Origin of the sequence: Polynucleobacter sp. AP-Jannik-300A-C4, assembly GCF_018688335.1 — a bacterium.
GTDB lineage: Bacteria > Pseudomonadota > Gammaproteobacteria > Burkholderiales > Burkholderiaceae > Polynucleobacter.
Map to the genome: position 1 here is coordinate 1,226,567 of NZ_CP061316.1, position 13,730 is coordinate 1,240,296.

At 46.2% G+C, this 13,730-nt stretch carries 14 protein-coding genes; 6 read left to right on the forward strand and 8 right to left on the reverse strand.

Annotation, left to right across the window (positions count from 1 at the left end; genetic code table 11):
* Window positions 1–10 precede the first annotated feature (10 nt).
* The 6 genes from FD975_RS06435 to FD975_RS06460 all read right to left on the reverse strand — a co-directional run bounded on the left by FD975_RS06435 (window position 11) and on the right by FD975_RS06460 (window position 4,302).
* On the reverse strand, window positions 11–586 hold the full coding sequence (locus FD975_RS06435) for a DUF3306 domain-containing protein (protein ID WP_215301184.1): 576 nt from the start codon (window positions 584–586) through the stop codon (window positions 11–13).
* Complete coding sequence (locus tag FD975_RS06440) at window positions 586–1,104, reverse strand: DUF3305 domain-containing protein (protein WP_251371156.1); 519 nt, start codon at window positions 1,102–1,104, stop codon at window positions 586–588. Before FD975_RS06440 ends, FD975_RS06435 begins: the two co-directional genes overlap by 1 nt.
* A 24-nt stretch (window positions 1,105–1,128) precedes the next feature.
* Entirely contained in the window at window positions 1,129–2,217 is a 1,089-nt protein-coding gene (gene apbC / locus FD975_RS06445; protein ID WP_215301188.1) for an iron-sulfur cluster carrier protein ApbC, read from the reverse strand.
* Window positions 2,218–2,360: 143 nt separating this feature from the next.
* Complete coding sequence (locus FD975_RS06450) at window positions 2,361–3,371, reverse strand: inorganic phosphate transporter (protein WP_215301190.1); 1,011 nt, start codon at window positions 3,369–3,371, stop codon at window positions 2,361–2,363.
* A gap of 11 nt (window positions 3,372–3,382) precedes the next feature.
* Window positions 3,383–4,030: a DUF47 domain-containing protein gene (locus FD975_RS06455; protein ID WP_215301192.1), complete on the reverse strand. Its 648-nt coding sequence runs from the start codon at window positions 4,028–4,030 to the stop codon at window positions 3,383–3,385.
* A 77-nt stretch (window positions 4,031–4,107) separates the two neighbouring features.
* Window positions 4,108–4,302 (reverse strand): heavy-metal-associated domain-containing protein, encoded by a 195-nt coding sequence (locus tag FD975_RS06460; protein ID WP_215301194.1) that lies wholly within the window; start codon window positions 4,300–4,302, stop codon window positions 4,108–4,110.
* Between the two features lie 73 nt (window positions 4,303–4,375).
* Here FD975_RS06460 and FD975_RS06465 point away from each other — a divergent pair, with 73 nt between their 5' ends.
* Window positions 4,376–6,673, forward strand: coding sequence for a cation-translocating P-type ATPase (locus FD975_RS06465; protein WP_215301196.1), 2,298 nt, complete (start codon window positions 4,376–4,378; stop codon window positions 6,671–6,673).
* On the opposite strand, the gene FD975_RS06470 is transcribed toward FD975_RS06465, so the two are convergent.
* The gene (locus tag FD975_RS06470) at window positions 6,666–7,472 is read right to left on the reverse strand and encodes a DUF3047 domain-containing protein (protein ID WP_215301199.1); all 807 of its coding nucleotides are present in this window, start codon (window positions 7,470–7,472) and stop codon (window positions 6,666–6,668) included. The genes FD975_RS06465 and FD975_RS06470 overlap by 8 nt on opposite strands.
* A 47-nt stretch (window positions 7,473–7,519) precedes the next feature.
* Between FD975_RS06470 and FD975_RS06475 the strand changes: the two genes are divergently transcribed.
* The 5 genes from FD975_RS06475 to FD975_RS06495 are packed head-to-tail and all read left to right on the forward strand — an operon-like array spanning window position 7,520 to window position 13,057.
* Window positions 7,520–9,016, forward strand: coding sequence for a glycosyltransferase family 39 protein (locus tag FD975_RS06475; RefSeq protein WP_215301200.1), 1,497 nt, complete (start codon window positions 7,520–7,522; stop codon window positions 9,014–9,016).
* 48 nt (window positions 9,017–9,064) lie between these two features.
* Window positions 9,065–10,108 carry a lysylphosphatidylglycerol synthase transmembrane domain-containing protein gene (locus FD975_RS06480; RefSeq protein WP_215301202.1) on the forward strand — a complete coding sequence of 348 codons (1,044 nt, stop codon included), beginning with the start codon at window positions 9,065–9,067 and terminating at the stop codon, window positions 10,106–10,108.
* 17 nt (window positions 10,109–10,125) lie between these two features.
* Window positions 10,126–11,385, forward strand: a complete 1,260-nt coding sequence (locus tag FD975_RS06485; RefSeq protein WP_215301204.1) for a glycosyltransferase family 9 protein — start codon at window positions 10,126–10,128, stop codon at window positions 11,383–11,385.
* A 5-nt stretch (window positions 11,386–11,390) separates the two neighbouring features.
* Window positions 11,391–12,188: a phosphatase PAP2 family protein gene (locus tag FD975_RS06490; RefSeq protein WP_215301206.1), complete on the forward strand. Its 798-nt coding sequence runs from the start codon at window positions 11,391–11,393 to the stop codon at window positions 12,186–12,188.
* Window positions 12,189–12,190: 2 nt separating this feature from the next.
* Window positions 12,191–13,057, forward strand: coding sequence for a 23S rRNA (adenine(2030)-N(6))-methyltransferase RlmJ (locus FD975_RS06495; protein WP_215301208.1), 867 nt, complete (start codon window positions 12,191–12,193; stop codon window positions 13,055–13,057).
* 18 nt (window positions 13,058–13,075) lie between these two features.
* On the opposite strand, the gene FD975_RS06500 is transcribed toward FD975_RS06495, so the two are convergent.
* Window positions 13,076–13,711, reverse strand: a complete 636-nt coding sequence (locus tag FD975_RS06500) for a heme-binding protein (protein WP_251371161.1) — start codon at window positions 13,709–13,711, stop codon at window positions 13,076–13,078.
* Window positions 13,712–13,730: the final 19 nt, after the last annotated feature.

Genomic DNA, 13,730 nt, shown 5'->3' on the forward strand with positions numbered 1-13,730 from the left:
AATAATCTTCTTAACTCGTTTTCTTATCCACAGGCATTGGTACGGGGCTCAATTGCACATCATTCGGAGTTGCAGTGGATGATGTTATACGATTCTCTACAGGGTTAGCTAAAGCTGCGGGATTTGAGTCTTGGTCTTTCAATTCAGCATGAGATGAATCCGCATGAGCAATTTCAGGAACAGCTTGATCTTCATTTTCACTAAAGATGCTCAGCATCTTAGATTGAGCCATACGCTTTAGCATGGCCAATGGAATAGGATTGGGCTTTGAATAATCATCAATATATTCATCAAGGCCATCCATGATGTTGAAGTGAGGATCAGAAAACATTTTTTTTAATGCTGCCTGTTGAACCTCTGGATCAACGCCTGGCTGCATAAACGTAGAGAAATCAGGCGCCAACTGATCAATCTTCTCAACATCATCAAGGGAAGGCAGTTTGACTTCTTCAGAGGAAATGGGAGGCTGAACATCAGTTGATGTTTTTGTGTCAGCTGTCTGAGACGATGGTGCGGGCCCTTCCTCGGATTGAACTGCTTTACCCGATTTAAGGCGGGACCATCGACTTAAAAATCGGCTCTCCATCAATCCTCCGAAGAACGATTAGCACCTTTAAAGGATGCGGGTTTGTGTCTCTTTTTTGGCTCAGGCCGGAAATGCTGGTTAACAAAATCCTGCAGCCAAGAAGCGTGCTCATCACTCATGGGAATATTGTCAACTGTTTCACCACTATCAATTAAGTGGGCAGCTTCGTTATAGCTCACATCCACACGATGAGGAATTGGAAAGCTAGATTCCGAGCTTATGAGCGCCTTAGATTGATCGTCAATATACTGCTCAAAATCCTCTTCCATGCGCCACATGACAAACCAGCAAGGAAAAGTTGCGGAAACATTGAGGTAGTAACCCTCAGCGTCATCGGGATACAAATCAAGTTCATATCCGGTAAACAACCAAGACTCTCCTTGATCATCCCTTCCTAAAAACTGACCCATGATTTTTTCAGGGGGATGAGAAGAAGAAAATTGGCCATAATCTGGCAGCACCTCTTTTGCCGCCCAACGGAAATCAATCCAAGGGTTATCGATTTTTTGCTTACGCATGACGACGGCAAACTTCATAATTAATTAAGTATTTTGAACAACAATGCTGGGAAATTTACTGCTCATATCTTTAGAAAGCGCCGCTACTTTAATGGCAACTCGTCTAGCAATTGTTTTATAAATTGCACTGATCGCACCATCCGGATCAGCCACTACAGTTGGACGACCTGCATCAGCCTGCTCACGAATAGATAAATTGAGTGGTAAGTCGCCCAAGAAATCAACTCCATATTCTTTACACATCTTTTGACCACCACCGGTACCAAACACATGCTCCTCATGACCACAGCTTGGGCAAACATAAGTGCTCATGTTTTCGATGATGCCTACTATGGGAACGCCAACCTTCTCAAACATCTTCAAGCCCTTACGCGCATCCAGTAAAGCAACATCTTGAGGAGTGGTCACGATGACTGCGCCGGTGACAGGCACCTTCTGAGCAAGCGTTAACTGAATATCACCAGTACCTGGCGGCATATCCACAATGAGGTAATCGAGATCACGCCAACGTGTCTGACGAAGTAATTGCTCAAGAGCTGAAGTCACCATTGGACCGCGCCACACCATGGGTGCATCATCATCGATTAAAAAGCCAATAGAGCTAGCTTGAAGGCCGTGGCCTTCCATAGGCTCCATGGTATTTTCTTCAATCGAAGTGGGTCTGCCAGTAATTCCTAGCATCATCGGTTGACTCGGTCCGTAGATGTCTGCATCCAACATGCCAACTTGCGCACCTTCCGCAGCCAAGGCTAAAGCTAGATTTACTGCTGTGGTGGATTTTCCTACCCCACCTTTACCGCTGGCTACAGCAATAATATTTTTTACATTAGGAAGTAACTTCACTCCACGCTGAACAGAATGTGCCACGATTTGACTGCTGACATTAACGCTGACATTCTTAACTTCAGGTAATTCGCGAAGAACAGATATGACCGATTTACGAATCGAATCAAACTGACTTTTTGCTGGATACCCGAGAACAATGTCTAAGCTAATATCGCCGCCGTCTACTTTTAGATTTTTGACGCTCTTTGCCGACACAAAATCAATTTGCGTATTTGGGTCAACCAGACCTTTTAATGCTGCTTGCACAGCCTCTACAGTAAGCGCCACCGACTTCTCCTAAGATAAACATTCCCACAAGGCAATCTCAATAGGGTTTATTGAGATGTATTACAAATAATGGAATAGTGTGTAGATTAACCGCACATGCAAAAAATTGCTTAAAACGAGATTAGCGTGCTCATTGAGCTAATTTAAAAAATGAAGAGGCTAATGTAATAAACCGCCATAGACATCAAAGCAGTTGCTGGAATAGTAAAGATCCAGGCCCAAACGATGTTGCCAGCTACGCCCCAGCGAACCGCGCTAGCCCGTTGAGTTGAGCCGACCCCAACAATAGCCCCAGTAATCGTATGGGTAGTGGAGACTGGAACACCAAGGGCTGTTGCCAAGAATAAAGTGATTGCCCCACCCGTCTCGGCACAAAAACCACCAACTGGTTTGAGTTTGGTGAGTTTCTGGCCCATCGTTTTAACAATGCGCCAACCACCAAACATCGTACCCATAGCAATGGCGATATAGCAAGAAACAATCGTCCAGGTGGGCGGCATGCTTGCGCCAGCCTCTGCGTAACCAGTAATAATTAGCAGCAACCAAATAATGCCGATGGTTTTCTGCGCATCATTACCGCCATGACCCAAACTGTATGCACCAGCAGAAACTAACTGTAGACGCCTAAACCAACGATCCGTTTTGGACAGATTTGCATTCCGGCAAACCCAGGCTACCAATAACATCATTAAGGAGCCTAATAAGAACCCCACCATTGGTGAAATAAGAATAAAATATACTGTCTTGATGATTCCTGACCATACCAAGCCATCCATACCCGCCTTTGGTAAGGCCGCTCCCACAAGGCCGCCAATCAAGGCATGAGAAGAACTTGAGGGGATGCCGTAATACCAAGTTACGACATTCCAAATGATGGCGCCAACCAAAGCTCCAAAGATGACATGTAAATCTACAGCGGCTGGAAGAACAATTCCCTTGCCCACCGTAGCAGCAACGCTTAGATGAAATACGAAAATAGCTACAAAGTTAAAAAATGCGGCAAAAACCACAGCTTGCTGAGGTTTCAGTACTCCGGTAGATACGACAGTGGCGATGGAATTGGCGGCATCATGAAATCCATTCATAAAATCGAATGCCAAAGCTAGCACTACTAATAGCGCCACTACCCAAAATGCGACTTCTATTGAGGCCAACTTATTTAACCTTAAGAATTTTCAAGGACAATGCCTTCAACCAAATTGGCAACGTCTTCACATTTATCGGTAACTTCCTCAAGCAACTCATAAATACGCTGCAATTTGATCAGCTCACGTACTTCAATATCTTCACGGAATAGCTTGGTGATCGCAGTTGAAAGCAAACGATCTGCCCCAGACTCTAAATGATCAATCTCATCGCAAGTCTTGAGAGCTGCTTTTGCAACTTCGGGATCGGATATGTCTTTGAGCATGCCCACAGCATTTTTCATACCAATACAGCATTGATTGCAAAGCTCAGCCATATGAAGCATCTCATCGGTCATCTGCTTGACGTTGTAAAGATGCATTGCTTCAGTACCGTTCTGTATTAGATCAGCAACATCATCCATGGTATTTATTAAATCGAAAATCTGATCACGATCAATCGGAGTAATAAAAGTCTTATGGAGGCGGCGATGAACCTCTTTCACCACGTCATCGCAAGCATGTTCTGCGCCATCTACCTCTTGCGTATATTTGGCACGTAATGCCTCATCGTTGTAATCCTCAATGAACTTTAAAAAGGATTCCGATGCTGCAACGATATGTGCAGCATGTTCATTAAACAATTCAAAGAAATTGCCATCGTGAGGCATTAACTTGCTGAAGAACATGATTCGCGATCCTTTAGAAACAAAAAGCTACAAGGTTGCTAACGATTGGCTAGCGTGTATACATTCTAAACAATGCCCTAATTTGTTATGGGAAATCCGGCATCTGTTATAAGCTCGGCAGCCAGCTCTGGAGTGAGGGTTGTTTCCAGCGTCACTATCTGAGTCGCCAAGTCCACCTGAACTTGGGCTTGAGGATCTTGAGCCTGCACAGCTCGAGTAACAGCATTAATACAGCCTCCACAAGTCATTCCTGATACCTTCAGCGTAAACATAGCTACCCCTTAAAAACTGTCAAAATACGGTTGTTGATGGCCTTTTTTCACCTTACGGTAGATTATCTTCTACATGCACTCCACAGAAACGAGTAATTCAGAGTTTTATACCCTCGACATAGGTGGGATGACCTGCGCCTCTTGCGTCAGTCGTGTAGAGAAGGCTTTGGACAAGATTCCTGGGGTTGAGGCGGCCACCGTCAATTTAGCGACTGAGCAGGCAAGGGTTCGGGTAAAACGCGGCTCCTCCACCCTCGCAGACATCATCGCGCTCGTTAAAAAAACAGGTTACGAGGCCAAAGAAAGCTCTCCACAAGGCAATTTAGATAAGAACGCAAGCAAGTCCTTTTGGGCCGATGATGGTTTAGGCCGGGTGATTCTGAGCTTCCTGCTTTCCGCCCCCCTCTTCTTACCCATGTTCTTCATGCCTTTTGGCATTCACTGGTCTTTATCAGGCTGGTGGCAGCTAGCTCTGGCTACACCAGTGCAGTTCATTCTAGGCTGGCGCTTCTACGTAGCAGGCTATAAATCTTTGATGGCTGGTGCTGGCAATATGGACTTACTGGTTGCCCTAGGCACCAGCGCCGCCTATGGACTTAGCCTGTACCTCTTGCTCGCCTCAAACCATACGCATGAACTCTACTTTGAAGGATCTGCGGTCATTATTTGCATGGTCTTATTAGGCAAATGGCTAGAGTCACGTGCCAAGCAACAAACCAGCGAAGCGATTCGCGCCCTGCAAAAACTTTGGCCCGAGCATGCGAAAGTTTTGAACATGGATTGTGAGCCCCAGAACGAACTAGGTATCGGTCCAGATCAATACCGGGACTTACCTTTGGACCAAGTACTCCCCGGCGATAGAGTCTTCATACTGCCAGGTGAACGCATTTCTGTTGATGGCACGATCATTTCTGGCGCTAGCCACGTTGATGAATCTCTACTTACGGGCGAGAGCGCGCCCGTTAAGAAATTAGTTGGATCGAAAGTCATTGGTGGAGCCTTAAATGGCGAGGGTGCACTTGTCGTCATAGCTCAAGCTGTTGGTGTTGAAAGCGTACTTTCACAAATCATTAACTTAGTAGAGGAAGCGCAAACCCAAAAGGCACCAATTCAAAAGTTGGTTGATCAGGTGAGCGCAATTTTTGTCCCCACAGTGATTGTTCTTGCGCTCATCACTGGCATCGGCAACTGGCTTTACTTAGACTCCATCTCCATCGCCATCTTACGTGCTGTCTCGGTCCTCGTTATCGCTTGCCCCTGTGCACTTGGTTTAGCTACACCTGCGGCAATCATGGCCGGCACTGGCATCGCCGCCCGCTTTGGCATTCTGATTAAAGACCCACAAGTATTAGAGCTTGCTCATAAACTCAATATTGTTGCCTTTGATAAGACCGGCACATTAACTATTGGTAAGCCACGTATGCTTGCCCTTATTCCATTTGATAATTCACCTGCCGATGCCAATCAAATCCTCGCTACCGCTGCGGGCTTGCAATTGGGAAGTGAGCATCCTTTAGCTAAAGCCTTGCTTGATACTGCAAAAGTAAAAGGTGTCGCACCAATTGCTACCTCATCGAGCAAAGGCTTGCCTGGTATTGGAATTGAAGGTGTACCCAGTGCAGGTCCTTTTATGGGTCAAACACTTCGCCTGCAAAGCGTAGCTTCTCTCGAGGGAAGCTCTCGGCACGATATTCTTTTGCAAAAAGCACAGGCTTGTTTTGAGCATGGTCAAACTGTTTCCGTTTTAATGAATGTAAGTGGTGAAGGTAGCGAAGTGTCATCACCAATTGCTGTGATTGCCTTTGGGGATGAGCTGAAGCCAAATGCTCAATTTGCAGTCACTGCACTTCACGCATTGCATATTCGAACAGTCATGCTATCTGGCGATAATTTGGCTGCGGCTACCCGCGTTGGAAAAACCATCGGCATTGATGAAGTCTTTGCACAAATCATGCCGAGCAATAAAGCAGAAATCATCCATAGCTTACAGATTGGCTCTGAAGGTCAGAAACAATTTGTGGCAATGGTTGGCGATGGTGTAAACGATGCACCAGCGCTCGCGATGGCGGATGTTGGTATGGCGATGTCCACTGGGACTGATGTCGCAATGCAAGCCGCTGGTATCACCTTAATGCGAGGTGATCCTGCTTTGGTAGCAGATGCAATTGACATCTCCAAAAAGACTTGGAATAAGATTCGTCAAAATTTATTTTGGGCATTTGCATTTAATACGATTGGTATACCGATGGCAGCTTTGGGTTACCTATCCCCCATGCTGGCTGGTAGTGCGATGGCGCTCTCCAGTTTCTGCGTCTTGAGTAATGCCCTACTGCTCAAGCGTTGGCACCCTATGCAGTCTAAAGTTATTTAAGATTCTTACGCACTAATTCAATATCGCCGTAGAGGGCGCGGGTTTCTGACTTAGTGTTATCGGTATCAGTCAGAAGCGCAATCCCAATGACATTACCTGGTGCCTCACCATAGGCTAGCTTGTAGTCTGCAGCTAAATCTCGCTCGTGCTTACGCCATTCACCCAAGTTATTCATACCTGAGTCAACCACAATCATCTTCACGCGAGAAGTGTGAGCGTTATTCAAAACCGTATTGACTGGATTCTTGCCCGACCAAACATACATCACTGTGGCGTATGGCATCTCTTGTCCACTAATTAAGCTAGCCATCTCAAAGGTGAGCTTTTCTTTTAAGGGAAGCTTGGATTTATTACCATCAAAGGCTACCAAAATGCGGAGTGGTGCATCATCATGTTGGCTTTCTGCATTGTCTGCTTGAGGAATTGCGCCTACCGCCTTCCACTCCCACTGCAACCATAAGTTTTGCGCTGAACGTGGCCGAAGCTTTACCGCAAGACCAGATGCTGATGTTTTAGAGTTAGCAGCGAGCACCGTGCGACCTTGATAATTCTCTAACCGGTAAATCGTGTTCTTTTTGTAAGGCGCTATGCGGTAAAAATGCCAACCATCTGGCATGCCATTTCTTGGTCTATCAGCAGAAAATTTCGGCAAGTCTTCTTGAGCTGGCAACTGATCTACGTTAAATGCTTGACCAGCCTCATTCTCAATGGAATTCCCAGTGAAGCCAGCACAGCCAAACAAAGAGATGGCTATAGCAGTCAACAGCAGCAGGGATCGAAAGCCGGTTTTTATAAACATCCCTAGAATTGTCCCAAAGAATGGGGTGCTAAGTCTAAAATTGCCTGATGCGCCATCAATCCCCCTCAAGCTGGGCCGCTATCAGCATCTGTATTGCTGCGGCGCTGCACTTTGCCCTTGGCTTCTCGATTGAGTTCTCTGTTGATGAAGCGCATTACGCTTTATATGCAAAACATCTTGCCTGGAGTTACTTTGATCATCCACCATTAGTTGGCTGGATCCAGTGGCCATTAGTTACCCTCACTTCATCCGAGGGAATCATTCGCCTCATTCCGGAATTGCTGTGGGTACTTTCTGCCTTCTTGGTATATCAGGTAACTATTGAAATTCATCACCTCATGCAAGGACGTAATGCGGGTTACCTAACCACCGCCCTACCTTCTGCCAATCTATGTGGATTGATGGCTGTGTTAGCAATCATTGCAGCCCCACTACCGCATGTTTTAGCAATCGGTCTTTTGCCTGACACCTTGCTCGCACCCTTAAGTCTGGGTTTAATGTTGATGGCTTTGCGCTGGATCCAAAATGATTACTTCACTGTTTCTGACTGGATTATTACTGGCTTGCTACTGGGCCTAGCAGGTCTGAGCAAATACACCGCCGCGTTTACTGCATTTGCCCTGCTCTTTGTTTTCTTGGCCTTACCAAAGAAACCTTGGATTACTAAAGCAGGTTTTTGGATAGCGGCAGCAATTGCCTTAATTGTGATTAGCCCAGTTCTGTATTGGAATTGGATCAATGATTGGATCTCGTTCAAGTACCAAATTGCCCATGGTAGTGGTGGCACTTGGGCATGGCGTAGAGTTGGCGCTTTCATTGGTATTCAGATTGCCTGCTTTGGGCCGCTATTACTTTTAGGCAGCTATACATATATTAAGCATTGCCTTCACTCCCACAAGCTCCTTATCTTTGCTTTGCTGAGCTTTTTCATGATCCCTTTCATGATTTTTGCTTCACTTTCTGGAGGCGGCAGTCTCCCCCACTGGACTACCCCGGCGTGGTTTTGTCTAGCGCCATTTGCTGGTATTGGTCTAGCCAAGGCATGGGCCATGCAACATCGCATGGCAATCCGCATCTTGTTTGTTGGGCAACTACTCATTTGCTTAATAGGCTTTGGTTACGTTCTATCGGGAGGCATGAATACGGCAGCCCTCAAGTCCAATCCAATTGCTGACCTCTACGGATGGAAGATTGCAGGCGAAAAAGCAGCTCAATTGGCACAAGCCACTAAAGCAAACGGCATTGCAGTACAAAACTGGACGTTGGGTAGTCGGGCTGCTTGGTATGCGCAACCAGTACCAGTCTTTGTATTGGACCAGCGTCAGGATCAGTTTGACCTCTGGTTTGGGCAATTACCAGCTGGTGCGAACGTCTTAGTAATCAATTGGTCGGGCATGACTTTTAAGCCGCCTGTTGGGGCAAACCTCGCCTTTGAGCTCTGCGAACCCCTGGACAGCCTAGAAATCATCCGGTTTGGGCAGGTTTTATCTAAATTTGACTACAGTCTTTGCCGCAACTGGCAGGACGCCGGTACAGCACGTTAATTCCCCAAATTCAAGACCTTAGGAGCCATAGGCATTATCCTTATGCCTATGAGTTCACAACCCCAAGCCACCCCAAAAGCCACATCTGGGTGGAAAGCAATTCTCAAACGGGCTTGGCCCACCATTCGCATTGTTTTATCAGTCGCACTCCTCTGGAAGGCCACGAGCGGAATTGATTGGCACGCCCTATTCAATTCTGAAATTCGGATGCAGCCTTGGTGGTTTTTAGCTGCGGTATTCACGATGCTCTCGGCATTTATTTGTGGTGGACTGCGCTGGGGATTTTTAATGCGCAAAGTTGGATTTCAAGGAAGTCTCCTTAACTTTGTAGCACTCTATTTTGCTGGCGGACTCATCAATCAGGGACTACCAAGTACTCTTGGTGGGGATAGTTATCGCGCTATTACAGCCACCCATTTAAGTAGCAGCGGTAAATTGACTGAAGAAAAAGGCTTAGATGAGGAGCTTCATCACTCGGTTGACTTAGAGCACGCAACACCTAAATTGCGTCTGAGTTTTTCTATGGTGCTAGTAGATCGCCTACTTGGCTTGGCAGGAAACAATTTACTGGGTGGACTGGGCCTCATTTTGGGTGGCGCTACTTTGGCCGCCTGGGGAACAGACTTGGGTTACGCCGTCACAGGCATCATGGTTTTTGCTGGTTTATTTATTGCTGCCGTTTTAGCCTGGGGTCCGAGCTGCAACTTGCTACAAAAATTATTAGACCGTCTAAAAATGAGCCATGCCCTCCCAGGAATTAAGTTTGCTTTTTCTTGGCCCATGAATATTGCTCAAGCCGTATTTGCAATTGGCATTCATGCTCTCACAATTTTGACGCTGCTCTTCTGTCTTAAAGCCTATGGAGTGGATGCGCCTATTGAAGCCCTTATGATTGGCTTGCCTGCACTCAGCCTTCTCTTGATGCTGCCAATCAGCATCTCTGGCTGGGGCTTACGTGAAGCCACACTCTCTTCAGTATTGGCATTGTGGGGTGTAAGCCCCTCTATGACCGTATTAGCATCCATTAGCTACGGCGCTATTACCGTGTTATCGGTATTACCCGGCGCTTACTTTTTATTAAAACGGAAGTAATTTTTTAGAGCCCTACTATGAGTATTAGTGTCAATACTATGCGCGCCATTGACCATTGGGTTGGCGTGCCACTTTGTGCAGTAGCAAGCCCAGTAGTCGCTCTGATGGATAGCATCAAGAATATATTTGGTCGGGGACCAGATGAGCCACGCAAACTGCTCTTTATTGAGTTATCAGAAATGGGTAGCGCTATCTTAGTAGACCCGGCTATGCGTAATGCACAGTCTCGTGGCGCTGAATTATTTTTCCTGATCTTCAAAAGCAATCGCGCTAGTCTCACTTTATTAAATACTGTTAAGCCTGAGAATATTTTTACGATTGATTCTTCAAGCTTGGGCGGCTTAATTAAAGACACACTCAAATTCTTACTACTAGCTCGCAAGCATCGTATCGACACCGTCATTGATTTGGAGCTGTTCTCTCGCTTTACCGCTCTACTCACCGGCCTCTGTGGTGCACGTCGTCGCGTGGGTTATCACATCTTTCATGGTGAAGGTTTATGGCGTGGCTTTATGCTGACTCGCAAAGTCCATTACAACCCGCACATCCACATTACCAAGAATTTTCTATCTCTAATTCATGCGGCATTTGCTAAAAAGATTGAAGTCCCGTTTAGCAAAATACATATTGCAGATTCTGAAGTGCGTTTAGAGCAAGCGGTAATTAATCCAACTGTATTGAATCAAATTCGCGAGCGTATTGAGAAACTGAGCGGGTCTTTTGGTATTCAATTTAAGCAAGGTGGCCAACGTCTGATTTTGGTCAATCCCAATGCCAGTGATTTATTGCCGCAACGACGTTGGGCGCAACAGCGCTTCTCAGAACTGATTCAAGGATTAAATCAACGTTATCCCAATGACCTTATTTTGATCACTGGCTCCCCCGCTGAATTTCAGTATGTTGAAAAAGTACGCTCAGTTGCTAATGTTAAAAATGCTCTGAACTTTGCCGGTCAAGTGAGCTTCGCAGAACTACCGGCGCTGTACACACTATCTGATGTTATGGTGACTAACGACTCTGGGCCCGGGCATTTTTCTGCGGTGACTCCGTTGCGCACAGTCGTCTTATTTGGACCAGAAACTCCAGCGCTCTATGGCTCGGTTGGCAAGTCAATTGCGATCACAGCCAATCTCGCATGCTCACCTTGTGTCAGTGCCGCCAATCATCGCAAGACACCGTGCCATGACAATGTCTGTATGCAGGCCATCACTGTCACTCAGGTGCTGGAGAAGATGGTGCATCAACTCAATGAAGCCGATCAAGAGCGAGCACGTTAATTCGCATGACTGAGCAGCGCAAGTCGATTTTTGCAATTGCCTCGATCTGGGTTTGGTGCATCCCATTTCTGCCGCTTGGCCTAGCAATTGCTATTTACTTTGGTGAACTTCAAACTCCAACGTTTTTATTCATTAATCGCTATACCCAGATTCTGCCCGATACCTTGTGGGCCTGGCTTACTTTTATTGGCAATGGTTGGGGCATCTTTGCTTTGTGCTTTCCACTCTTAGTACTGGCGCCTCGATTACTCTGCGCTGGACTATTGGCCTCTCTGATTGGTGGCGCTTTTAGTCAAATCATCAAACCTTTTTTAGCCCTTCCTCGCCCTGCTGGCGTCTTAGCTTTAGAAGATTTTTATCGCATAGGTGAGCCTTTACTGCATAGGGCAATGCCATCAGGCCATACGATTACTGCTTTTGCAGTGGTTTCTGGAATCTATTTTGCCAGCGATCGAAATAACAGAACTTCTTTGTGGTGGATTTTTATCATTGCTGGCTTTGCTGGTATCTCTCGTAACGCGCTGGGCGCTCACTGGCTTACCGATGTGTTGGCGGGTTGCGCTATTGGACTATGGTCTGGAATGCTTGGGGCCGGACTGGCTGGATTAATTCCAGAGGCGAAACTGGCCGCCAATCAGATCGGGCCGCGCTTACTTGCCCTAGGTGGGCTTGCTACGATCTATGTACTTCTCACTCAAACTCTAGACTCAGAGCTCAATCAATCTTTGCAATATGCTTGCGTGGCATTAATCAGCATTACTTTGGCTTTATTTATTAAAGCGCAAAAACCTAGGGCCATATAAAGATGTTTAGTTATCGCCATGCTTTTCATGCGGGTAGCCATGCCGATATTCTGAAACATCTTGTGATGATTCAGCTGATGGAATATCTCCAAGAAAAACCAGGTGCCCTTACTATTGTTGACACCCATGCTGGTGCTGGTATCTATAGTCTGATTGACGGTTTTGCGGCAGTCAGTAAAGAAGCAGATCAAGGCATTTATCGCTTAGCCAAATTTGCAGAGACCAATCCCGTAAGTCCAGGCATTGCCAATTATCTCGAGTACATTCGGGCTGAGAATGCTGCTGATGAGATCACGATCTATCCCGGTTCCCCATTTATTTTGGCGCGATTACTGAGAACGCAAGACCGCTTGAAGCTCTTTGAATTACACCCAAAAGAGATTGATATCTTGCGCCACAATATCAGCGAGCTCAAACAATCAAGGCAAATTGATATCTATGCAGAGGATAGCTTTGCAAGATTAAAGGGATTGATGCCGCCACCGAGCAGGCGCGGACTTGTTTTAATTGACCCTTCTTACGAAGATAAGCAAGACTACCGTTATCTCGAAACAGCGATGGAAGAAGCACTACAACGCTTCGCCACTGGGTGTTATGCCATCTGGTATCCATGCCTCTCTAGACGAGAATCAGCAGCCCTACCCGATCATATGAAAAAGATTGCGGCAGCCCATAAACGCTCTTGGTTGCATGTTGAGTTGCGGGTTGAGAATGCGCCTAAAGAGCGTCGACTTCAGGCAAGTGGCATGTTCATCATCAACCCACCCTGGACCCTAGAAAAGCAATTGGCTGAAAGTCTGCCTATTCTGATTAAAGCGCTGGGGCAAGATGGTGGCGCTGGATTTGTATTAAAGAGTTTTGAGGCTTAAGCTTTAAACCTAAGGACCTTAATCCTGGACCTGAATCATCACTTCATTGCGACGCATGAAGGGTAAAGTCCAAGGCGGGTTGTAGCGGGCAAACTGAGGTTCACCGCTTGGCTTTAAATTCTTCAACTTGATCCACTCTCGTAATGCGTGGGTTTTTTCTTCTACCTTTTCTTGATTATAAAAACCAGAGAAGATAATTACTGCCCTTTTTTCTGCGGGTACTTCTCTGATTTTGACTTGCGGATCCAATGGCTTTGGCAAGCTCGCTAAGGTGTACTCTGCAGGCATCACAAACGATACCGACCATTGATTGCCTGCATTTTCAGAAGACTTGCTGCTCTCAATTCCTACAGGAGCAGTCATGGCAATCTTGGCGCTCTTATTTTGATCGCTGGATTCAATACCAACAGGCGCAGTCATGGCAATTTTTTCAGATACCTGATTTTTTCCAAAGATATAGGCGGCAATTAAACGAAATCCTTGATTAGAGGCAGCATCTAAATCACCATCTACTTTGACCTCAGCCACAATCTGAGGTGCATAGGCGCGCAATTCAAATGGCTCAGATTTCTCGAGAAGAGTGTATTTTGGTTCTTCGGTTGCCATTGCAGCGCTCGCAATCAATATGCTGGTGAGAAATGCTAAAACTCGCAAGGAGATGTCCTTAATTTGA